This is a genomic window from Corynebacterium sp. UBA2622, from assembly GCF_002339505.1.
GTDB lineage: Bacteria > Actinomycetota > Actinomycetes > Mycobacteriales > Mycobacteriaceae > Corynebacterium.
Window position 1 is genome coordinate 36,119 of record NZ_DDJO01000002.1, and the last position, 21,351, is coordinate 57,469.

Consider the following 21,351-nt stretch of genomic DNA (forward strand, 5'->3'; position numbering starts at 1 on the left):
TCTTAATAGACTAGTTGGTCTACGAACCACCGCCGAGAGGGAGTACAGTGAGCGTCATGCCAGCGGAAATCGCACTCATCGGGGTCGGCCCCCGCGGAATCTCCACCATCGAGCGCCTGGCCGCTCATCTCGCCGCCCTCCCTGCCACGGAGCCGCGAACCCGGTTGACCCTCCACCTCATCGACGACGCCCAACTCGGCGCAGGGCGCGTCTGGGACACCTCCCAAACCCACACGCTCTGCATGAACACCCTTGCCGGGGCCGTCACGCTTTTCACCGAGCCCGGCTCCAGCGTCGGCGCCGCCCCGCTCGAGGGCCCGACGATGTACGAGTGGATCCAGCTCCTGCGCGGCGAGCGCGGGGAGGTCTCCCCCGTCAAGGCATCGCTTTTCGACGCCCACCCCACCGCCCCGTCCGTCGCCGCGGAGTTCGCGGCCGAGATCTCGCGCACCCTGCCCGAATCCAACCCCTCGCGGGCCCTCTACGGCGCGTACCTGAACTGGGTCTACTCCGTCGCCCTCGCGCAGCTCCCCGACTCCGTGGAGGTGTGCTCCCACCGGGCCCGCGCCCTGGCCATCGAGGACGAGGGCGGGCGCGACCGCATCGCCCTCAGCGACGGCACCTCCGTCACCGCGGATGCCACGGCAATCTCTAGCGGTTGGGTCCTGCCCGAGCGCACGCCCCGGGAGAAGGGCTTCGCCGAGAGCGGGTTCACCTGGGTGGGCCCGGACAACCCCGTGGAGCAGGATCTCGCCGCGCTCCCGCCGGGCGAGACAGTGCTGGTCCGCGGCCTGGGCATGGGGTTCTTCGACCTCATGGCTCTGGTGACCGCCGACCGCGGCGGGTGTTTCCGGGAGGATCCGGCCTCTCGCGCCGGGCTGCGCTACGAACCCTCCGGCGCCGAGCCGCACCTCGTCGTCGCCTCCGGCCGCGGGTACCCTTACCTGCCGAAATCCGAGTACCATTCCCTGCCCCCCAAGGCGGATCTGAGCCGGCACGCGGAGGCAGTGCGCAGGGTGAAGGATCGGCCGGGCCAGGTCCGCTTCGGCGTGGATCTCTGGCCCGCCCTGGTGCGCGACTCCTACGCGGCCTACTACCGCACCCTCGCCCGAGTTCGCCCGGCCACCCTGCGCGCCGGGCTCGACGACATCCTCGCGCGGATCGACGCCGCGGACTTGGAGGCCGTCGCCTCCTCCACCGACATCGAGGCCGTCCCGGCGGCGCTGAACGAGGCGGTGTCCAGTGCAACAGACGAGCCCTTCGACATGCTCGAGTGGATCGACCCCCTCCGCGACGTCGGGGATTCCACCGCGGCCGAACTCACCGGGGGCATCGCGCGGCGCATGAAGCGCGACATCGCCGAGGCCGTCGCCGCGTGGGACTCCCCCGTCAAGGCCGCGCTGTGGGTGATATCCGCCGGGAGGAAGCCCACCTCGCTCGCGGTCGAGGACGGCCGGGGTGCGGAGGAGGACCGCACCGGGTCACTGAGCGCCTACATGGCCTTCGGCCAGATGGTCGGCTCCGGCCCGCCTCTCTTCCGCACTCGCGAGCTGCTCGCCCTCGTCGATGCCGGCCTGGTCACCTTCCTCGGCCCCCGCCCCGTGGCCACCGTCGACCGCGACGGGTTCACCCTCACGAGCGGCCCGCGCACGGTCACCGCCCGCTTCCTCGCCGACGCGTTCCTCCCCGGCCCCGACGTACGCCGCCCCGGCGACCCGCTCACGCGCTCGCTTCTCGACGCCCACCGGGCCCGCCCCTTCACCCCGGGCGGTATCCCCACCCCCGCCCCGGAAACGGACGCCGCCACCCGCAGGGCCATCCACCCGGACGGCACCCGCGACCCCCGGGTCCACATCGTCGGCATTCCCACCGGGGCCCAGTGGGCGGACACGACCATTTCGCCCATGCCCGGAACCGATGCGCCCTTCCTGCAGGAGACGGACAAGGTCGCGGCATCGCTGCTGCGCGCTGCCCTGGGCTCCTAAAGCGCCAGCCGCAGCTCCACCTCGGTGCCCTCCCCCGGCACCGCGGCGATGTGCGCGCTGCCGCCCGCCCGCCCCATCCGCGCGACGATGGAATCGCGCACCCCGTGGCGGTCCGCGGGCACCGCGGCGGGATCGAATCCGCGGCCGCGGTCGCGCACGAACACCGCCAGCTCCCCGGCCAGATTCTCCGCGTACACGTCCACGTGATCCACCCCGGCGTGCTTGGCAGCGTTGACCATCGCCTCCCTCGCCGCCATGACGACGGGCTCGGTGGCCCCGGTGAACGCGAGGTCCTCTCCCACCGTGACGGGGCGGATGGTCACACCGTGCAGGTCCTCAACCTCACCGGCGGCCCTGGCCAGGGCGCTGAAGAAGGTCAGGGTCTCTTCCGGGGCGGAGGGGTCGGCGTCGAAAAGCCACGCCCTCAGCTCGCGCTCCTGCGAGCGGGCGAGCCGGGCAACCTCCCCCGAGTCCCCGGCGCGCTTCTGGATCAGCGCCAGTGTCTGCAGCACGGAATCGTGCAGCCGCGAGGCGATCTCGGCGCGCTGGTCCGCCACGGCCTTCGCCTGCCGCTCCTCCACGAGGGAGCTCGTCAGGCGCACCACCAGGGGGATGACCAGCAGCGAGACGCCGAAGACGGTGGCGAGCACGGCCATCACCACGCCCGCGGTGCCCGCGGTATCACCGAGCAGCGCGATGGCCACGACACCGCCCATGACCAGAACAACGCCCAACACCAGCGCGGGCAGGTTGCGCACCGAGGACACCCCCCGGTCGTAGGCCTGCCACGCCACGACGGCCCCCACCGCGACGACACCGAGAACGAATACGAAGACCCCGCTCATCCCGCTCGCGATCGACAGGGACATCACGCCGCCCACAAAACCGACCGCCGCCAGGAACAGGGACAGCGCCCGCGGCCACTCCCCGGCGCCGCGTGGCGACGCCTCCGCCGCAACGTCCTTTTCCACCGGGGTGAACACCCACAGCAGGGAGTAGAGCACGAGGCCGATCCCCCCGGCGAAGCTGGCCGCGGCGAAGAAGGTGCGCACCCATCGCACGTCCACCCCAAGGTGGCGCGCCAGACCCGCAGCGGCCCCGGCGACGATCCGGTCCCGGCGCGGGCGGCTGAAGCGCGGGTACAACCGCCCCGGGGCGGCATCGTGTGCTGGGGAAACAGTCATGCCCCGATTCTCCCACGGTCCCGGATCCGGGCGGATCAGGGAAAACCCTGAAACGAAAGTTCAGGGCGCTTCCCGATGGTGCGCGGGGCACCTGTCCGAGAGACTTGGGCCATGACCACGAAAACCGCCACCACCACAATTCAGGAAATCTGGCAGACGCGTCCTCCCCGCATCCCCAAGAACCAGGGCAGCAATGCCGTTGTGGGCGGCGTGTGCGAGGGCATCGGCGCGCGCTACCAGATCGACCCCGTCATCGTCCGCCTCGCCTTCGTCGCCCTCACCCTCACCTTCGGCGGCGGTGCCTTCCTCTACCTGCTGCTCTGGCTCGTCATGCCGGTCTTCGGCACGACCGTCTCCCCGTGGAGCGCGCTCAACACCCCGAAGGATGAGCGCTCGCCCTTCATCAACCACGAGCGCAATTCCGCCTGGCTGCTGCTCGCGGGCCTGTTCATCTTCTTCCCCTCCCTCTCAGCCGGCGAGGGGGGCTGGGCCGCAGCCTCCGCGGTGAGCGCGGTTCTCGCGGCGGCCGGGATCTACCTCCTCCACCAGAACCGCCCTGTTCCCCCCGCCGGGCTGCTCGCCCAGCCCACGGCCCCCGGCTCCACCCTCTGGACCCCGGGCGCCCCAACCGTGTCGGACGCGCCCAGGGTGGACACCACTCACCTCACGGTCCCGGAGGGATTCACGCACCCCGGCGCGGGGCGCGCCACCCCGCCGAGCTGGGATCCGCTGGGCGCCGCCCCCGAACTGTGGCACCTCCCGGAGCCGGAACCCGCCGAACCGGCCCAGCCCGCTCCGAAACCCCGGCGGCGGCGCGGCCTCTTTCTCGCCCTCAGCCTCATCGTCGCGAACGTCGCGGTGTTCTCCGTGGTGTGGGCCGTACTCTCCGACGAACCCGCCGCCTCCCTGGGCGACCGGGAGCTCACCGTCACCGACGACCTGCGGGACTCCTACACCTCCGGGGTCGGCACCTCGACGCTCGACCTGTCCCGCCTGACCCCGCTGGGCTCACCCCGGACGGTGGAGGTGAACCACAGTGTCGGCAACGTGGAGATTACCCCGCCCGACAACGTGCGCGTGGAGTTGTCCTGCTCGGCCCAGGTGGGCACCACCGCGTGCCCCGGGGTGGTTAACCCCGACACCCCGGGCAACCCCCTGCGCCTGAACGTCCACGTCAGGGTGGGTGACATCACCGTCAAGGGATAGCCCGCACACGACGCAGCCGCCACGCCGGGATTCGTCCCGGTGCGGCGGCTGTGCGGCGTCGTGAAGCGGGTGTCCGCTACTCCCACTCGATGGTCCCTGGCGGCTTGGACGTCACGTCCAGAACGACGCGGTTGACGTCGGCGACCTCGTTGGTGATGCGGCTGGAGATGGTCTCCAATACCTCGTAGGGCACGCGGACCCAGTCGGCGGTCATCGCGTCCTCGGAGGCGACGGGGCGCAGCACAATCGGGTGGCCGTAGGTGCGGCCGTCGCCCTGCACGCCCACGGAGCGGACGTCGGCGAGCAGCACCACCGGGCACTGCCAGATCTGCTCGTCCAGGCCGGCGCGCGTGAGCTCCTCACGGGCGATGGCGTCGGCGGCGCGGAGGGTCTCCAGGCGCTCCTCGGTGACCTCACCGATGATGCGGATGCCCAGGCCCGGGCCCGGGAAGGGCTGGCGGTTGACGATGACCTCGGGCAGGCCGAGCTCGCGGCCGACGGCCCGGACCTCGTCCTTGAACAGCAGGCGCAGCGGCTCCACGAGCGTGAACTCTACATCGTCGGGCAGGCCGCCCACGTTGTGGTGGCTCTTGATGTTGGCGGTGCCGGTGCCCCCGCCGGACTCGACGACATCCGGGTAGAGGGTGCCCTGGACGAGGAAGTCGACCTTGTGGTCGGAAAGGACCGACGCCACCGCGCGCTCGAAGGAGCGGATGAACTCCGCACCGATCGCCTTGCGCTTCGCCTCCGGCTCGGTGACCCCGGCGAGCTTGTCCAGGAACGCCGCACGCTCGTCGACGGTCACCAGCTTCGCGCCGGTGGCGGCCACGAAGTCGGTCTCCACCTGCTCGCGCTCGCCCTGGCGCAGCAGGCCGTGGTCCACGAAGACGCAGGTGAGGCGGTCACCGATGGCGCGCTGAACCAAAGCCGCCGCGACGGCGGAGTCCACGCCGCCGGACAGGCCGCAAATGGCGCGCCCGTTCTCACCGACCTGCTCGCGCACCTGCTCGACAAGCTGCTCCGCGATGTTGGAGGCCGTCCAGTTCTGCTCCAGGCCCGCGATCTCCGTGAGAAAGCGGGAGAGAACCTGCTGGCCGTGCGGGGAGTGCATGACCTCGGGGTGGTACTGCACGCCGGCGAACTTCTTCTCCTCGTTCTCGAAGGCCGCGACGGGCGCGCCCGGCGAGGTGGCGGTGACGGTGAAGCCCTCGGGTGCCTGGGTGACGGAGTCACCGTGGCTCATCCACACCGGGTGCTCCGCGGGCAGGCCCGCGTGGAGCACGCCCCCGTCGGCGGCGACGGTCGTGCGGCCATACTCGCGCGCCCCGGTCTCCTCCACCCTGCCCCCGAGGGCCTGCGTCATCACCTGGAAGCCGTAGCAGATGCCGAAGATCGGCAGGCCGAGCTCGAAGATCTCCGGGTCGAGCTGCGGCGCCCCCTCCTCGTACACCGACGACGGGCCGCCGGACAGGACGAGGGCCACGGGGTTCTTCTCGCGGACCTCCGCGGCAGAGATGGTGGAGGGGACGACTTCGGAGTAGACGCGGGCTTCGCGCACGCGGCGGGCGATGAGCTGCGCGTACTGGGCGCCGAAATCGACGACCAGCACGGGGCGTGTTTGAGGAGTAGTCACGCACCAAATCTTAACCCACCGCGCAAAACGCCCCCATCCGGGTTGAGGCCCGGACGGGGGCGGGAAGAGCCGCGCGCTTAGCGACGCATCGCAAGCCCGACCTTCTGGAACGCCTTCAGGTCGGTGTAACCGCACTTGGCCATCGCCCGGCGCAGGCCCTCGACGAGGTTCATCCGCCCGTAAGGGTCGGCGGTCGGCCCGTTGAGCACCGTCTCCAGGGGCAGACGCTCCTCCGCGTAACCGGTCGGGGTGACGGATCCGCGCGGGAAGCGCGGATGCGCGGAGGCGGCCTCCCAGTACACGCCGTGGCCGGCCGCCTCCTCGGCGGCGGCCAGGGGGCGGCCCACCATCACGGCATCGGCGCCGCAGGCGATCGCCTTGGCGATGTCGCCGCTGGTGGCGATCTCCCCGTCTGCGATGACGTGGACATATCGCCCGCCCGTCTCGTCCAGGTATTCCCGGCGCGCCGCCGCGACATCCGAGATGGCCGTGGCCATGGGCATGCCCAGCCCCAGCGTCTCGGCGCTGGTCGCGTTGCCCGCGCCGACGATGATGCCGGCAGCGCCGGAGCGCATCAGGTGGGTCGCGGTGGTGTAGTCGTAGACCCCGCCCGCGATCACCGGGACCTCCAGGGAGCCGATGAACTCCTTGAGATTGAGCGGCTCGCCGCCGCTCTGCACGTGCTCCGCGGAGATGAGGGTGCCCTGGATGAAGAGGATCTCCGCGCCCGCCTTGACCACCGCGGGAGCGACCTCGCGGGCGTTCTGCGGGGAGACGCGCACGCCGACGGTAACACCCGCGTCGCGCACTTGGGCGATGCGCTCGGTGAGCAGGTCGTAGTCGATCGGCGCGGCGTGGAGCTCCTGCAGGGTCTTCGTGGCCGAGGCGCGGGAGCGCAGCACATCGTCCACGCGGGAGAAGTCCTCCTCCACCGCGCCGATGCCGGCCACCTTGGCCACGGCCTCCTCGAAGGAGGCGTGGCGGCCCAGGAGCCCCTCGGCGTTGAGCACGCCGAGACCGCCCAGCCGGCCCATCTCGATGGCGAACTCGGGGCTGGCCAGGGCGTCCGTCGGGTGGGAGACCACGGGAATCTCGAAGTCGTAGGCGTCGAAGTTCCAGCCGGTGTCCACGTCCGAGGACGACCGGGTGCGCCGGGCGGGCACCAGGGAGACGTCGTCAAGCTTGTAGGCCCGGCGCGCCTCGCGCCCGATCCCGATTTCGACGTAGTCGCGCATCGTCACGTTGCTCCCTTAGTTGTGGTAGTTCGGCGCTTCGACGGTCTGCTGGATGTCGTGCGGGTGGGACTCGCGCAGACCGGCCGAGGTGATCTGGACGAACTGGCGGGTCTGCAGCTCCTCGATGGAGGCGGAGCCGGTGTACCCCATCGCGGCGCGCAGCCCGCCGACGATCTGGTGGGTGATGGCGTCGATCTCGCCGCGGTAGGGCACGCGCCCCTCGATGCCCTCCGGCACCAGCTTGTCCTCGCTGGAGACCTCGGCCTGGAAGTAGCGGTCCTTGGAGTAGGAGCGCTTCTCGCCGCTGAGGCCGCGGCCCTGCATGGCTCCCATCGAGCCCATGCCGCGGTAGCGCTTGTACTGCTTGCCGCCGACGACCACGACATCGCCCGGGGCCTCCTTTGTCCCGGCGAGCATGGAGCCGAGCATGACGGTGGAGGCACCGGCCGCGAGGGCCTTGGCGACATCACCCGAGTGCTGCATGCCGCCGTCGGCGATGATCGGGATGCCGGCCGCGCGGGCGGGCACGGACGCCTCCAGGATGGCGGTGATCTGGGGGGCGCCGACACCGGCGACGACGCGGGTGGTGCAGATGGAGCCGGGGCCGATGCCGACCTTGATGGCGTCCGCACCCGCCTCGATCATTGCCTTCGCGGCCTCGCGGGTCGCGAGGTTTCCACCGATGACGTCGACGCGGTCGCCGAAGTCCTTCTTCACCCGGCTGACCATCTCGAGCACGCGGTTGTTGTGGGCGTGCGCGGAGTCCACCACGAGCGCGTCCACGCCCGCCTCGATGAGCATGCCGGCGCGCTGGTAGGAGTCGTCGCCCGTGCCGATGCCCGCGGCGACCAGGAGGCGGCCCTGGTCGTCCTTGGAGGCGCTGGGGTACTGCTCCGTCTTGACGAAGTCCTTGACGGTGATCAGGCCGGACAGCTTGCCCTCCGCGTCAACAATGGGCAGCTTCTCCACCTTGTTGGTGCTCAGCAGGTTCAGGGCCTCCTGCTTGGACACCCCGTCGCGGGCGACGACGAGCGGCATGGCGGTCATGATCTCCGAGACGCGGCGGCCGAAGTCGGGCTCGAAGCGCATGTCGCGGTTGGTGACGATGCCCACGAGGGTGCCGTCCTCCGCCACGACGGGCAGGCCGGAGATGCGGAAGCGGGCGCAGAGCTCGTCGACCTCACCGATGGTCATGTCGGGCGAGGCGGTGACCGGGTTGGAGATCATGCCGGATTCGGAGCGCTTCACGATGTCGACGTTTTCCGCCTGGTCCTGCGCGCTGAGGTTGCGGTGCAGCACACCGATGCCGCCCTGGCGGGCCATGGCGATGGCCATGCGCGCCTCGGTGACGGTGTCCATCGCCGCGGATGCGATGGGCATGCTCAGACGCATGTTGCGCGTGAACTGCGAGGAGGTGTCCACCTCACCGGGCACGATGTGGGACTCTGCGGGGAGCAGGAGGACGTCGTCGAACGTGAGGCCCCGCAGCGCGATCTTGTTCGGGTCGTCCCCGCCAGTGAGTACTCGGTCTTGTGCCATAAAAGTGTCAGCTCCTTCGCGCGCGATCCTGCCCGGGTTTGTTTCAGCCATGATATAACGGCCGGACAAATCCGACATTTGCGGTGGTCACCCGCCCCTGCCCACCCAGTGCAACCGGGCGGGGGGAAATTGCCCCGGCCACGCGGGCGCAATAGGCTGAAACGCTGTGAACTATGACGACATGATGCCCCTCGACCCGTTCGCGGACGACCCCAACGACCCGGCATCTTTCATCGAGGACGACGAGGTTGTGGAACCCCTCTCCCCCGAGGAACGCGTCGACGTCACCCGCGACCTGGCACAGGTGCGCGAATTCAGGGAGGTTCTCGGCCCACGCGGCATCCTGGGCATCTACTTCATGTGCGAGGACTGCGACCAGCTGCACTACTACAACTGGGAAATCATGGAGCAGAACATGCTCTCGAGCCTGCGCGGTGAGCTCCCGCCCGTTCACGAGCCCAGCGCCCAGCCGAACGTCGAGGCCTACGTGCCCTGGGACTACGCCCTGGGCTACCTCGACGGGCTCGACGCACGCTGAGCTTCAGCCAACGCTTGTCGACGCCCCGCCGATCCTCCCCTTAACGCTGGCCCTTAGCGCTGGGCGGCCTCACTGGCGCGCGCCGTGGTCTCCGCCGCCTGACCCTGCCCCGGATCTCCAACCCCGCCATCGGTCAGCTGGGTCGGCGGCGCGGGTTGGGCGGGTGCCTGGGGCACGGTGACAGTTGCCGGACCGGGCTCGGCCGGCCGGGCGCGGGTGGGTTCGGGCTCGGAGGTCACCGATACCGTGACCGTCTCCGTCACCCGTTCCGTGACCGTCGCACTCGCCGGTGTCCCACCCGGCTGAGACGTGGCCGGTGCAGTCTTCGGCTCTGAAACACGCGGGGTGGCCTGCTCGCTCACCGTTGCACCGGGCTCGCGCTCTTGGCGCTCCAGCCGCCCGCGGTCGCGGGAGTCCGCGCCCGGGTTCATGGTGCCGACGAGCTCGCGGGCGTGATCGAGGAGGTGGCGCGCCTGATCCGTGTCACCGGAGGCGTTCGCCGCCTCCAGCTCGTCGAGGGTGCCGGCAAGCTGGACCGCAGCCGCGCGGTCGCCGAACAACGCTGACGCCGGCCCCCACAGGGGCGAGCCGGGAGTTGCCCCATAGAGAGCCGCGCCGGTGCCGATGACCAGCGCCGTCGCAGCGGCCGCCCCGGTCAGGCCCGCGGCCCAGGGGCTGATTCCCCGGCGCCGCGAGGGCGCGTCGCCGATCGGGGTGACGGTGACCGGCTGTTCGTCGGCATCGTCCGCCCCCGGGGCCCCGGCAGTTTCCCCGTCCGGTTCCGCGTCCAGCAGCGGTGCCGGGGGCACCTGGCGGTTCACGTCGGCGCGCAACCCTAAGAGAAGGCCTGCGAGGGGGTCCGTGCCGTCGGAGGGGTCGTCGCCACGCGAGAGCGCGTTGAGGAAGGCATCGTCGTCGACGAGGGGCTGGAGGTGCGCCGAAATGTCGCGCGGCTGCCCCCCGTTGGTGCGACGCTTCATGGCTGGTCCCCTTCCTCAATGGCCTTGCGCAAGGTGGCGAGCGCACGGTGCTGGGCGACGCGCACTGCGCCGGCCGTCCCGCCGACGATAGCCGCCGTCTCTTCCGCCGAAAGCCCCACGAACACCCTGAGAATGAGGATGTCCCGTGCCTTGTCACTGAGTAAATCGAGCAGGCCTCTGACTCTGTTACTTCCGTCCTCCGCGAGCGCCATCTCCTCGGGGGTTCCCCCGGTGAATTCGGCGTCCGGCACCTCCTCGCTGGGGGTGAGCTTGTCGCGCGCCATGGCCCGGTGGGCATCGGCGACCTTGTTGAAAGCAATGCCGTAGACGAAGGCCATGAAGGGCCGGCCGGTGTCCACGTAGCGTTCGATCGAGGTGGCCACCGCGAGACAGATTTCCTGCGCGACGTCCTCGGCCGTGGGGGTGCGCCCTCCGCCGATGCGGGCGCGGGCGTAGCGCAGCACCGGCGGGTGGATGAGGCGCACGACGTCCTGGAGCGCCCGGCGGTCTCCCCCCGTTGCCCGGGGAACCAGGCGGGAGAGCTCCGAGTCGAGGTCGGACGTGGACATGGCTCTCCTTACTACCTGCGCCGGTACCGGGCGATGTGCGGGCGGTGTGCGATCAAGCCAACCCCTGCAGCCCGGCACACCGTCGCGCTCACATGATGCTCCAAACAAACGTTTAGCTTACGCCCCGCACCCTACCGCCGTGCCCGACCGCTGGAAAAAGCGCTCACCTGCGCCGTTGCATCCCCAGAAATTCACCGACCTTTAACCTTGGACATATGCGCAGGTAGGGGCGGGGCGCGGGGCGGGTCCGCAGCGGTTTCAAGCTCCGCGTTACCGCAGGGAAACCCCCAGTTAACCCCGGTCCGCGAACATGCCCTAGCGGTACCGCTCGCGGTACAGGGTCACCCCGGCGGCCGCCGGGAACGTCGGCTGCGCCGCCCCCGCGGACAGCCGTGAACACCGCTACGTGAAGAAGGAGCCTTCATTCATGTCCCAGCCCCACCAGCTTCCCGGACCGAACGCCGACTTCTGGGATTGGCAGCTCCACGGTGCCTGCCGCGGAGAGGCCTCGGAGGTGTTCTACCACCCCGACGGGGAGCGTGGGCGCGCCCGGGCGCAGCGCGAGAACCGCGCCAAGGCCATCTGCTACTCCTGCCCCGTCCTCACCCAGTGCCGGGACCACGCCCTGAAGGTGGCGGAGCCGTACGGCATCTGGGGCGGGATGAGCGAGTCGGAGCGTCAGGCCCTGCTGCGCGGCGGTGCGCGCGGGGGCATGCAGGTCGCAGCGGTCTCCTCCAGCTGAGCGATTCCGGGCACGGGAAAGGCCCCGGGCGCTCTCCCCTGGTGGGGGTGCGCCCGGGGCCCGTCGTCACGCGCGCGACGCGCGCTTCCCGGCCCTAGTGCGAGTGACCGTGGTTGCCCTGGTCCTCGTCCTCGGCGGGCTTGGTCACGACGGATGCCTCGGTGGTGAGGATCATCCGGGCCACGGACGCCGCGTTGACCACGGCGGAGTGGGTGACCTTGACGGGGTCGATGATGCCCTGGTCGACGAGGTTGCCGTACTCGAGCGTCGCGGCGTTGAAGCCCTCGCGGTTGCCCAGCTCGGCAATCTTGGCCACGACCACGGAGCCATCCATGCCGGCGTTCTCCGCAATCCAGTAGGCGGGCTTGGTCAGGGCGCGTGCCACGGAGAGCACGCCGACCTTCTGCTCGCCCTCGAAGCCCTCCGCGAACTCCTTGAGCTCCGCGGCGATCTGCACCAGGGTCGAACCACCGCCGGCGACGATGCCCTCCTGGACAGCGGCGCGCGCGGCGTTGATGGCGTCCTCGACGCGCAGCTTGCGCTCGTTAACCTCGGTCTCGGTGGCCGCGCCGACGCGCAGGACCGCGACGCCGCCGGAGAGCTTGGCCAGGCGCTCCTCCATCTTTTCCTTGTCCCAGGTGGAGTCGGTGGCCTCGATGTCGCGGCGGATCTGGTTGCGGCGCTCCTCGACGGCCTCGGCCGAACCCGCACCGTCGACGATGATGGTGTCGTCCTTGGTCACCGTCACGCGGCGGGCGGAGCCGAGGTGCTCCAGGGTCGCGTCCTTGAGGTTGATGCCCACCTCGGGGTCGATCACGGTGGCGCGGGTGACGACGGCGAGGTCGTCCATGAACGCCTTGCGGCGCTCACCGAAGTACGGCGACTTCACGGCGACGACGCGCAGCGTCTTGCGGATCGTGTTGACCACGAGCGTCTGCAGCGGCTCGCCGTCGACGTCCTCGGCGATGATGAGCAGCGGCACGGACTCGTTGGCCACCTGCTCCAGCAGCGGGAGGAAGTCGGGCAGGGAGGAGACCTTGTTGCGCACCAGGAGCACGCGGGCGTCCTCGAGGACGGCCTGACCGGCATCCGGGTCGGTCATGAAGTACGGGGAGAGGAAGCCCTTGTCAAAGGAGATGCCCTCGGTGAGGTCCACGTAGGACTCCATCGACTGGGACTCCTCGACCGTGAGCACGCCGTCCTTGCCCACCTTGTCCATCGCTCCGGCGACCATCTCGCCAACCTCGGGGTCGCGGGAGGAGACGGTGGCGACGTTGGCGATCTCCGCGGAGGCGGAGACGGGGGTGGCCCGGTTCTTCAGCTCCTCGACGACCTTCTCCGCGGCGGCGGTGATCCCCTTGTTCAGCTCGATCGGGTTTGCGCCGGCCGCCACGTTGCGCAGGCCCTCGGAGACGAGCGCCTGGGCGAGCAGCGTCGCGGTGGTGGTGCCGTCGCCGGCGATGTCGTTGGTCTTCACGGCCACGGACTTCACCAGCTGCGCACCGAGGTTCTCGAAGGGGTCCTCGAGGTCGATGTCGCGCGCGATGGTGACGCCGTCGTTGGTGACGGTCGGGCCGCCCCACGCCTTGGAGAGCACGACGTTGCGGCCGCGGGGGCCGAGGGTGACCTTCACGGCGTCGGCGAGGATGTCCACGCCGCGCTGGATGCCCTCGCGGGCCTCCTGGTCAAATGCAATGAGTTTTGCCATTGGTGGCTATGCCCCCTTATTTACTTTTCGACGACGGCCAGCAGGTCGCGGGCGGAAAGGAGAAGGTACTCCTCGCCGTTGTACTTCAGCTCGGTCCCGCCGTACTTGGAGAACACGACAGTGTCGCCCTCCTTGACGTCGATGGCGATGCGGTTGCCGTTGTCGTCCAGGCGGCCCGGACCCACGGCGATGACGACGGCCTCCTGCGGCTTCTCGGCGGCGGAGTCGGGGATGACGAGGCCGGAGGCGGTGGTGGTTTCAGCCTCGGCGATCTGGACGAGTACCTTGTCCTCGAGCGGCTTGATGTTGACGTTTGCCATGATCAACGACCTTTCGTGATGTGTTGAGCGTCGTCGGTGCGCCGGGCGCACCGCGCGTGCAGCGTATTCAGCGATTATCAGTGGTTCGTCGAGGGCCCAGCCGTCGTCGCGGGTGAACAACTGTGCTCTAAACAACCTGTTAGCACTCTACCCCCTCGAGTGCTAGACAACAACAACGCGAGCGGGTTTGGGTTCCCTCGCCCACTCCTTCACTGTGGTTGATCGCCGCGGTTGATCACAGCGCTGCGCCACAGCTGGTACTCCTCCTCGTGGTCCTCGCGGTAATTGCGGACCGCGCGGATCGCCTGTTCGACGGAGTCGATCGTTTCTTCGTCGACGCTCCTGCCGTCCCGGGCGGAGAAGATCACCGGGCCCGAGATCGCCCGCGTCGGGTCGGTGAGGAAGTCCGGGTTGGCGGTGTCGGCGGTGTTGCGCGCCAGCGAGGCAACCGGGTTCGGCTCGGCCCTCTGCGCGGCGGCCTCCGGGTTGAAGATGGCGTGGAAGCGGTTGCCCTCCTGCTCGAAGGCGACGTCGACGAAGTCGTTCGCCACCGCGCCGAGGAAGCGGTGGACGGTGCCCATGTCGAAGACGATGCGCCGGTAGCTCAGGTCGGGGTTGACCAGGAAGCCGAAGCGCTCGCGGTCGGCCTGCTCGGGGTGGGTGGTGACGATGGGCGTGTGGCTCAGCTCGTTGCTCATGAAACCGGTGCTTTCCGTGGCGGGGAACGTTTGCCGGTAACGCTATCCCGGATTCACCGACTTGGCAGCGCGAGCGGGAGGCTCCCTCACACCAGCGGCGTCTCCACCTCGAGCGCCGGGTTTGCCGCGGCATCCATCGCGGAGGGCCGCGCTCCCTCGTGGATGAGCTGCGCGGCCAAGGCGGCAATCATCACCCCGTTGTCGGTGCACAGCGCGAACCGGGGCACCCGCAGCTCGATGCCCCGTTCGGCGCACCGCTGCCCGGCGAGCTCGCGCAGCCGCGCGTTGGCGGCTACTCCCCCGCCGAGCAGCAGCGTCGTGGCCCCGGTGTCCTCGCAGGCCATGACGGCCTTGGCGGTGAGGACATCGCACACCGCCTCCTGGAAGGAAGCGCACACGTCCTCCACCGAGATCACGCGCCCCTCGCGCTCGGCTGCCTCCACGTAGCGCGCCACGGCGGTTTTCAGCCCCGAGAAGGAGAAGTCGTACCGGTGCGCACCCCGCAGGTCGGCGGCCTTGCTCAGACCGCGCGGGAAGGGAATCGCGTCCCGGTTTCCGCGCGCGGCAAGCTTGTCGACGACCGGCCCGCCCGGGTACCCCAGCCCGAGCAGACGGGAGACCTTGTCGTACGCCTCACCGGCGGCGTCATCGAGGGTGGAGCCCAGCTCCCGCATCGGCCTGCCCACCGCCTCGACCTCGAGAAGCTGGGTGTGCCCGCCGGAGACGAGGAGGGCCACCGAATGCGGCAGCTCATCCGCGCCGTCGAGGTTGGCCACCGCGACGTGCCCGCCGAGGTGGTTGACCCCGTAGAAGGGAACCCCCCACCCCGCGGCGTAAGCCTTGGCAGCGGACGCCCCGACGAGCAGGGCACCGGCGAGGCCGGGACCGACCGTGGCGGCGACGGCATCGGGTGCGGCGATCCCGGCCTCCCGCAGAGCCGCGGCCATGACCTGCGGCATGGCCTCGAGGTGGGCGCGCGAGGCGATCTCGGGCACGACCCCGCCGAAGCGCGCGTGCTCGCGCATGGACGAGGCCACCTGGTCCGCGAGGACCCGCATTGAACCGTCCTCACCGAGTTCGATGATGCCCACGCCGGTTTCGTCGCACGAGGACTCGATGCCGAGGATGATCATTGCGTGCCCCTTTCGCTCCGGCGGTGGCGCATCATGGAAAACGCGTCCGCCCCGGAGGGCTGGTAGTAGTTCTTGCGCACCGCCAGGGTGAAAAACCCGTAGCTCTCGTACATCGACAGCGCGGGCGTGTTGTCCGTGCGGACCTCCAGGAACATCGGCCCATCCAGGAGATCGGCGGTGTGTACGAGCTGGTCCATGAGGACGCGTCCGATGCCGCGGCCCTGGTAGGCGGGATCGACGCCGATGGTGTGGACCTCGAACTCGGGGTCGTCGCGGGGGCCGAGCATTGCCAGGCCAGCGTAACCCATGAGGCGCTCACCCTCCGCACCGTCCGCCGCATCCGAACCGTCGGTCTCGAAGGCGCCCACGTAGAAGGTGTAGGGCTGGGCGAACTCGGCGACGAAGACATCGCGCGACCACGGGTTGTCACCCGCGAAGAGGACCTGCTCGATCTCCGCGACGCGCTCCGCGTCCCCCCGCCGCAGCTCGCGCAGCCTCATCGCCGCTCCCCAAGGCTGTCGACGTCCACATCGGGGATGGCCGGCGACTTCGCCCTGGCGGCGGGCGGAACGGCATCGGGGCGGCGCAGATAATGCGGAACGAGCGGCTCCGGGTCCCAGTCCAGATCGGCCGCCGCCACCAGGCCGGCGGCGCGGGGTGGCGCGTAGGTTGTGGACCGCGCCCCCACCCCCACGGAGCCGGCGAGCTCCGGCGGAACGCTGAGCACCTCCACGTCACCGTCGAAGGGTATCGCACCCGGGGCGCATACCCCGGGCCCGTCGACACGCGCGCCGTCCGCGTAACTCGCCCAGTAGACCTCGCGGCGCCGCGCGTCGGTGACGACGAGGGCGGAGGGGGCGTCGAGAAGCGCCGCCGCGGCGTCATGGGTGACAACGCCGTGGACGGGAACCCCGAGCGCCTGGCCCAGGGCCGAGGCTGTGGCCATGCCAACGCGGAGCCCGGTGAAGGGGCCGGGGCCGCAGCCCACGACGATGGTGTCGATGTCGGGGTACGCCAGGCCAGCGTCGTCGAGAAGCCTCGTGACCGTCGGCACGAGCTCCTCGTTGTGGTTGCGGGTGCGGGTGAGCGCCTCCGCGAGCGTGCGGCCCGTCGTGGTGTCGACCACGCCCGCGATCAGGTCCGAAGTGGCCGTATCGAGGGCGAGGGCGATCACTGCGCGTTCGCCCCCAGGGTCCAGGTGGAATTGTCCATGTAGAACGGCAGCGGGGCGTTCAGCGGGTACGGCTGGTTCATCGGCATGGTGCAGATGTTCACGCCGGCGAGATCGACGCGGTCGAGCCCCACATCCGTGCCCTGGGCGGGGAGCAGAACCATGTAGCCGTACTTGCCGGTGAGGTTGACGTCCGCCTCGTTGATTCCGAGCTGCTCGATCTTGTCCTTGGACAGGGCCTCAGGCTCGTTGGGGCACAGCGTGATGTAACCGGCGTACTTGTCGGTGTCGTAGACCCGGGACGGGTCAACGAGCTGGCCGACCATCGCGTCACCCTCGCCGGGAGTGCTGTTCTGCAGGGTCTGCTGCAGCGAATTCGTGTGTCCGGACTGGGCGCCGTTGGTGGCGCGCGACATGGGGATGGCGATGAGGGCGGCGAGGACGATCAGCCACAGCACGACGGCCGTGATGATCCAGCGACGGTACTTCTGGTTCAGCTTCAACATGGTTGTTAAGCCTACATCCCGCTCCGGACAGCGCTGCCCGGGGCGTTTTCGCGTGCCGTCGGCCGGGGCGGTTAACGCTCCACCAGCTCCCAGGAGATGATGCGCCCCTCGGATTCGGGGTCCTCCTCCACCATCGTCGTGCGGTCCAGGGCGACCAGAAGGTAGGAACCGGTGATCTGCTCGACGAGCCCACCGCCCCACTCGGCAACGACAACCGCGTCCATGAGCTCCGTGTCCAGGTCCAGGGCGTCGAGCTCACCGAGCGGGTCGCCGGAGGAGCCCTCGCCGATGAGACGGTAGGCGTCGACGTGGACGAGCGCCGGACCGCCGGCGGACGGGCGGTGCTCGCGGGCGATGACGAACGTCGGGCTGGTCACCCGCCCGGTGACCCGCATACCTGCGGCGATGCCCTGGGTGAACGTGGTCTTCCCGGCCCCGAGGGGGCCGTCGAGGATGACCACGTCACCCGCCTCGAGGCACTCCCCCAGCTCGCACCCCAGCTGCGTCGTGTCGGCGGCGGTGGCGCACACCCGCTCTCCCGCGCGGGGAAATCCTGTCTTCACTTCTCCTCCCCCACGTAGGTGCGCACCGTGCGCCCCGCCGGTGAGCACACGACTTCGTAGTTGATGGTGCCGGCGCGGCGGGCGAGCTCGGTGGCGCTCATTCCGCCCTCGCCGAAAACAACGGCCTCGTCTCCGGCCCGCACACCGGCGGGGTTGCCCCCGAGCCACACGATGAACTGGTCCATGCACACCCGCCCCACCTGGGGGTACAGCCGGCCGCCGATGCCCGCCTCAAGGTGGCCCTGCCAGGAGCGGGACACCCCGTCGGCGTAACCCGCCGAGATCACCGCTGTGTACCCGTCCGACGGCGCGCTCCAGGTCAGGCCGTAGCTCACACCCTCCCCCCGGCTCACCTTCTTCACGGAGAGAACGGTCGCCACCCACGTCATCGCCGGGCGCAGGCCGTGGTCCGCGCCGTCGACGGGCTCCAGGCCGTAGAGGCTCACCCCGCCCCGGACCTGATCAAACAGGAGATCCGGCCGCGTGAACGCCGTCGGGGAGTTTGCGATGTGGTTGCGCCGCACGTCTAACCCGTGGGAGCGCGCCACCCCGATCGCCCGGCGGAACGCATCGGCCTGTACGTCGTTGTACCCCGACCCGGGCACGTCGGCGCATGCCATGTGGCTCATCAACCCCGTGACGTTCAGCCCGGCGCGCGCCGCCAGCCCGAATGCCTCGTCCCAGTCCTCTTCGTCGATGCCGGCGCGGTTCATGCCCGTGTCCACCTTGAGGGTGACCGGGACGGTGGTGCGGGCGTCGATTAGCGAGCGGATGTGATCGATGCTGGGCGCCGCCACCTCCACACCCTCGGGGGGCTCCTGGCCGGGGGCCCACAGCCAGGCGAGAACCGGGAGCTCGGTCAGGTCGCGCACGGTGGCCGCCTCGTCGAAGGTGGCCACCCCGAAGGCGTCGGCACCCGCGGCCTCCATGGCGGGCACCGTGCGCGCGACGCCGTGGTTGTAGGCGCCCGCCTTGACGACGCACATCAGCCGCGCCCCGCCCACCAGCGACTTCATGACTCGCGTGTTGTGGGCGATGGCCCCGAGGTCGATACGGGCGGCAAGCAAAGACATGCCCTCCACCCTAAAACACGTGCAGTGCACCGAGGAGAATCAGGAGTAATGAGACGGCCCACGTGGCCGCCAACGTCACAGGCTGCGGGTTGGCGCGGGCGCGCTCAAAGGCCCGGCCGGCCGCGCTGTCCGGCCTCGCCCGCACCCGGGCGACCAGCAGCGCGCAGAGCGTGGGGAGGCTCAGGGCCACCGTGGCGTAGAGGAGCAGCGAGGTGTAGCGCACCGAGGGTGCGATCCCCGCCGCGGAGAGCAGGGCGAGGCCGCCGTAGAAGGGCACGGAGGTGGCGGATTGGATCACGCCGAGGATGAACCCGGTGAGCACCGTCAGCGGGTTGGGGGTGCGCAGGGGGCGCATGATTCTCTCGATCAACCCGGAGTTGTCCCCGCCCCGCAGCGCCAGCAGACCGGTGAGCACGCCCACCGCAATGAGGAGGATGCCGAAGACCGGACCCTCCACAAAATCGCGCACAACCGGGCCGAGGCCGTCGAAGATGACCAGCATGAGCAGCGCCAGGCTCGCCACACCCAGCCAGTCGCCGGCGATAAGAAGCGCGGTGATGGGCGCATAGCGACTCCGGGCGGTTGCGGTGCGCCGCGGCGTGCCGATGCCCACCGCCACGATCACCCCGATGAGGAGGAGGTTGACGGAGTCGACGAACGCGAACGACAGCGCGGAGAGCACAGGGCCCCGCTACTCGACGGTGACCGACTTGGCCAGGTTGCGCGGCTTGTCGATGTCCTCGTTGCCGTTCTCGCGGGCGATGTCGGCGGAGAGGAACTGCAGCGGGACCGTGGCCAGGAGTGGCTGCATGATCGTCGGCGTCTGCGGGATGCGGATGAGCCAGTTGGCGAAGGGCTCTACGGCGGTGTCACCCTCCTCCGCGATCACGATCGTCTTCGCTCCGCGGGCGCGGATCTCCTGGATGTTGGAGACGATCTTCGAGTGCAGCTGGGACACCCCGCGCGGGCTCGGAACGATGACGACGACGGGCAGGTCATCCTCGATCAGCGCGATCGGGCCGTGCTTGAGCTCCCCGGCAGGGAAGCCCTCGGCGTGGATGTAGGCCAGCTCCTTGAGCTTCAGCGCGCCCTCGAGGGCGATCGGGTACCCGACGCCACGGCCGAGGAAGAGCATCGTCTTCACCGCACCCAGAGTCGCTGAGATCTGGTTGACCTGGTCCTTGACGTTGAGGACCTCCTCGATCTTGCCCGGGATGGACTCGAGCTCCTCCCAGATCTGGCGGATCTCGTCCGGGTACTTCGTGCCCTTCGCCTGGGCGAGCGCCAGCCCGACGATGTAGTTCGCCGCAACCTGGGCGAGGAAGGCCTTCGTGGAGGCCACACCGATTTCGGGGCCGGCGTGGGTGTAGAGCACGGCGTCGGACTCGCGCGGGATCTGCGAACCGTTGGTGTTGCATACGGCGAGAACCTTCGCGCCCTGAGTCTTGGCGTGGCGCACCGCCTCGAGGGTGTCCGCGGTCTCCCCGGACTGGGAGATGGCGAGAACGAGGGTGCGCTCGTCGAGGATCGGATCGCGGTAGCGGAACTCGGAGGCCACCTCGATCTGCACCGGGATGCGTACCCAGTGCTCGATGGCGTACTTCGCGGCCAGCCCGGAGTGGTAGGCGGAACCGCAGGCGACCACGAAGACCTGGTCGAAGGACTTCAGGTCGTCGTTGGTGAGGTTCGATTCGTCCAGGGTGACGCACTCGCCGTCCCAGTGGCCCGCGAGGGTGTCACGCACCGCGGCGGGCTGCTCGAAGATCTCCTTCATCATGAAGGAATCGAAGCCGCCCTTCTCCGCCGCCTCGAGGTCCCAGTCGATGGTAAAGGGCTTGCCCTCACCGGGAGTCCCGTCGAAGTTGAGGATCTCGTAGTCGTCCTTGTTGATGATCACCACCGAGTCGTGGCCCAGCTCCACCGCGTTCTTCGTGTGCTCGATGAAGGCCGCGACGTCCGAGCCGAGGAACATCTCGCCCTCGCCCACACCCACCATCAGCGGGGTGGACCGTCGCGCCGCAATGATCTCGCCGGGGTGGTCGGCGTGCATGAACAGCAGGGTGAACGCGCCTTCGAGGCGGTTGAGCACCTTCAACGCCGACGCGCGGAAGTCTCCGGCGGTTTCTCCGCTGTTGTACGCGAGCGCCAGCAGGTGCGCCGCCGTCTCGGAGTCGGTGCCGGAGGTGAACCGGATGCCCTCGCGCTCAATCTCGGAGCGCAGGGGACCGAAGTTCTCGATGATCCCGTTGTGCACGATCGCGACCTTGCCGTCGTAGGAGACGTGCGGGTGCGCGTTCTCGTCCGTCGGCCGGCCGTGGGTGGCCCAGCGGGTGTGCCCGATTGCGGTGCGGCCGGTCAGGGTGTCCCGCCCGACCTCCGCGATTTTGTCGTCGAGGTTGGCAAGCTTGCCCGCACGCTTGACGACGGCAAACCCACCGTCGTGGGCGACAGCGATACCAGCGGAATCGTAACCGCGGTACTCCATCCGGCGCAGGGCCTCAAGCGCAATGTCCAGCGACTCACGCTGGCCTACATATCCCACGATTCCACACATAAGCGACAGGATAA

The 21,351-nt window shown here is 69.7% G+C and carries 21 protein-coding genes; 4 read left to right on the forward strand and 17 right to left on the reverse strand.

Annotated elements, in window-relative coordinates; genetic code table 11:
• The first annotated feature begins 56 nt into the window (after window positions 1–56).
• On the forward strand, window positions 57–1,985 hold the full coding sequence (locus B3611_RS00640) for an FAD/NAD(P)-binding protein (protein WP_291313157.1): 1,929 nt from the start codon (window positions 57–59) through the stop codon (window positions 1,983–1,985).
• Here the strand turns inward: B3611_RS00640 and B3611_RS00645 are convergent.
• Window positions 1,982–3,169, reverse strand: a complete 1,188-nt coding sequence (locus tag B3611_RS00645) for an ATP-binding protein (RefSeq protein WP_291313158.1) — start codon at window positions 3,167–3,169, stop codon at window positions 1,982–1,984. The two genes, B3611_RS00640 and B3611_RS00645, sit on opposite strands and share 4 nt — an antisense overlap.
• A 111-nt stretch (window positions 3,170–3,280) precedes the next feature.
• On the opposite strand from B3611_RS00645, the gene B3611_RS00650 reads away from it, so the two are divergent.
• Window positions 3,281–4,375, forward strand: a complete 1,095-nt coding sequence (locus tag B3611_RS00650; protein WP_291313159.1) for a PspC domain-containing protein — start codon at window positions 3,281–3,283, stop codon at window positions 4,373–4,375.
• Window positions 4,376–4,451: 76 nt separating this feature from the next.
• Here B3611_RS00650 and guaA read toward each other — a convergent pair whose 3' ends face one another.
• The 3 genes from guaA to guaB all read right to left on the reverse strand — a co-directional run bounded on the left by guaA (window position 4,452) and on the right by guaB (window position 8,782).
• Window positions 4,452–6,008: a glutamine-hydrolyzing GMP synthase gene (gene guaA / locus B3611_RS00655; protein ID WP_291313160.1), complete on the reverse strand. Its 1,557-nt coding sequence runs from the start codon at window positions 6,006–6,008 to the stop codon at window positions 4,452–4,454.
• 77 nt (window positions 6,009–6,085) lie between these two features.
• Window positions 6,086–7,243, reverse strand: a complete 1,158-nt coding sequence (locus B3611_RS00660; protein WP_291313337.1) for a GuaB3 family IMP dehydrogenase-related protein — start codon at window positions 7,241–7,243, stop codon at window positions 6,086–6,088.
• A 15-nt stretch (window positions 7,244–7,258) separates the two neighbouring features.
• Window positions 7,259–8,782, reverse strand: coding sequence for an IMP dehydrogenase (gene guaB, locus B3611_RS00665; RefSeq protein ID WP_291313161.1), 1,524 nt, complete (start codon window positions 8,780–8,782; stop codon window positions 7,259–7,261).
• A gap of 181 nt (window positions 8,783–8,963) precedes the next feature.
• Here guaB and B3611_RS00670 point away from each other — a divergent pair, with 181 nt between their 5' ends.
• On the forward strand, window positions 8,964–9,320 hold the full coding sequence (locus B3611_RS00670; protein WP_291313338.1) for a DUF5319 domain-containing protein: 357 nt from the start codon (window positions 8,964–8,966) through the stop codon (window positions 9,318–9,320).
• 53 nt (window positions 9,321–9,373) lie between these two features.
• Here B3611_RS00670 and B3611_RS00675 read toward each other — a convergent pair whose 3' ends face one another.
• Window positions 9,374–10,300: a hypothetical protein gene (locus tag B3611_RS00675; RefSeq protein ID WP_291313162.1), complete on the reverse strand. Its 927-nt coding sequence runs from the start codon at window positions 10,298–10,300 to the stop codon at window positions 9,374–9,376.
• Window positions 10,297–10,869: a sigma-70 family RNA polymerase sigma factor gene (locus tag B3611_RS00680; RefSeq protein ID WP_291313163.1), complete on the reverse strand. Its 573-nt coding sequence runs from the start codon at window positions 10,867–10,869 to the stop codon at window positions 10,297–10,299. Before B3611_RS00680 ends, B3611_RS00675 begins: the two co-directional genes overlap by 4 nt.
• 427 nt (window positions 10,870–11,296) lie before the next feature.
• Between B3611_RS00680 and B3611_RS00685 the strand changes: the two genes are divergently transcribed.
• Window positions 11,297–11,611, forward strand: coding sequence for a WhiB family transcriptional regulator (locus B3611_RS00685; protein ID WP_291313164.1), 315 nt, complete (start codon window positions 11,297–11,299; stop codon window positions 11,609–11,611).
• Between the two features lie 94 nt (window positions 11,612–11,705).
• Here the strand turns inward: B3611_RS00685 and groL are convergent, their stop codons facing one another.
• The 11 genes from groL to glmS form a co-directional block, all read right to left on the reverse strand.
• Window positions 11,706–13,319, reverse strand: coding sequence for a chaperonin GroEL (gene groL / locus B3611_RS00690; RefSeq protein ID WP_291313165.1), 1,614 nt, complete (start codon window positions 13,317–13,319; stop codon window positions 11,706–11,708).
• Window positions 13,320–13,339: 20 nt separating this feature from the next.
• A complete protein-coding gene (groES, locus tag B3611_RS00695; protein WP_291313166.1) occupies window positions 13,340–13,639 on the reverse strand; it encodes a co-chaperone GroES in 300 nt (99 codons plus the stop codon).
• A gap of 209 nt (window positions 13,640–13,848) precedes the next feature.
• Window positions 13,849–14,337 (reverse strand): hypothetical protein, encoded by a 489-nt coding sequence (locus tag B3611_RS00700; protein WP_291313167.1) that lies wholly within the window; start codon window positions 14,335–14,337, stop codon window positions 13,849–13,851.
• Window positions 14,338–14,423: 86 nt separating this feature from the next.
• Window positions 14,424–15,470 carry a tRNA (adenosine(37)-N6)-threonylcarbamoyltransferase complex transferase subunit TsaD gene (gene tsaD / locus B3611_RS00705; protein WP_291313168.1) on the reverse strand — a complete coding sequence of 349 codons (1,047 nt, stop codon included), beginning with the start codon at window positions 15,468–15,470 and terminating at the stop codon, window positions 14,424–14,426.
• Window positions 15,467–15,970 carry a ribosomal protein S18-alanine N-acetyltransferase gene (gene rimI / locus B3611_RS00710; protein ID WP_291313169.1) on the reverse strand — a complete coding sequence of 168 codons (504 nt, stop codon included), beginning with the start codon at window positions 15,968–15,970 and terminating at the stop codon, window positions 15,467–15,469. Before rimI ends, tsaD begins: the two co-directional genes overlap by 4 nt.
• Window positions 15,967–16,644 (reverse strand): tRNA (adenosine(37)-N6)-threonylcarbamoyltransferase complex dimerization subunit type 1 TsaB, encoded by a 678-nt coding sequence (gene tsaB / locus B3611_RS00715; protein ID WP_291313170.1) that lies wholly within the window; start codon window positions 16,642–16,644, stop codon window positions 15,967–15,969. Before tsaB ends, rimI begins: the two co-directional genes overlap by 4 nt.
• Entirely contained in the window at window positions 16,641–17,147 is a 507-nt protein-coding gene (locus tag B3611_RS00720; protein WP_291313171.1) for a hypothetical protein, read from the reverse strand. The genes tsaB and B3611_RS00720 overlap by 4 nt, the downstream gene beginning before the upstream one ends.
• 71 nt (window positions 17,148–17,218) lie before the next feature.
• Window positions 17,219–17,710 (reverse strand): tRNA (adenosine(37)-N6)-threonylcarbamoyltransferase complex ATPase subunit type 1 TsaE, encoded by a 492-nt coding sequence (tsaE, locus tag B3611_RS00725; protein WP_291313172.1) that lies wholly within the window; start codon window positions 17,708–17,710, stop codon window positions 17,219–17,221.
• A complete protein-coding gene (alr, locus tag B3611_RS00730; RefSeq protein ID WP_291313173.1) occupies window positions 17,707–18,783 on the reverse strand; it encodes an alanine racemase in 1,077 nt (358 codons plus the stop codon). Before alr ends, tsaE begins: the two co-directional genes overlap by 4 nt.
• 10 nt (window positions 18,784–18,793) lie before the next feature.
• Window positions 18,794–19,465, reverse strand: a complete 672-nt coding sequence (locus B3611_RS00735; protein ID WP_291313174.1) for a hypothetical protein — start codon at window positions 19,463–19,465, stop codon at window positions 18,794–18,796.
• A gap of 9 nt (window positions 19,466–19,474) precedes the next feature.
• Window positions 19,475–21,337: a glutamine--fructose-6-phosphate transaminase (isomerizing) gene (gene glmS / locus B3611_RS00740; protein ID WP_291313175.1), complete on the reverse strand. Its 1,863-nt coding sequence runs from the start codon at window positions 21,335–21,337 to the stop codon at window positions 19,475–19,477.
• Window positions 21,338–21,351: the final 14 nt, after the last annotated feature.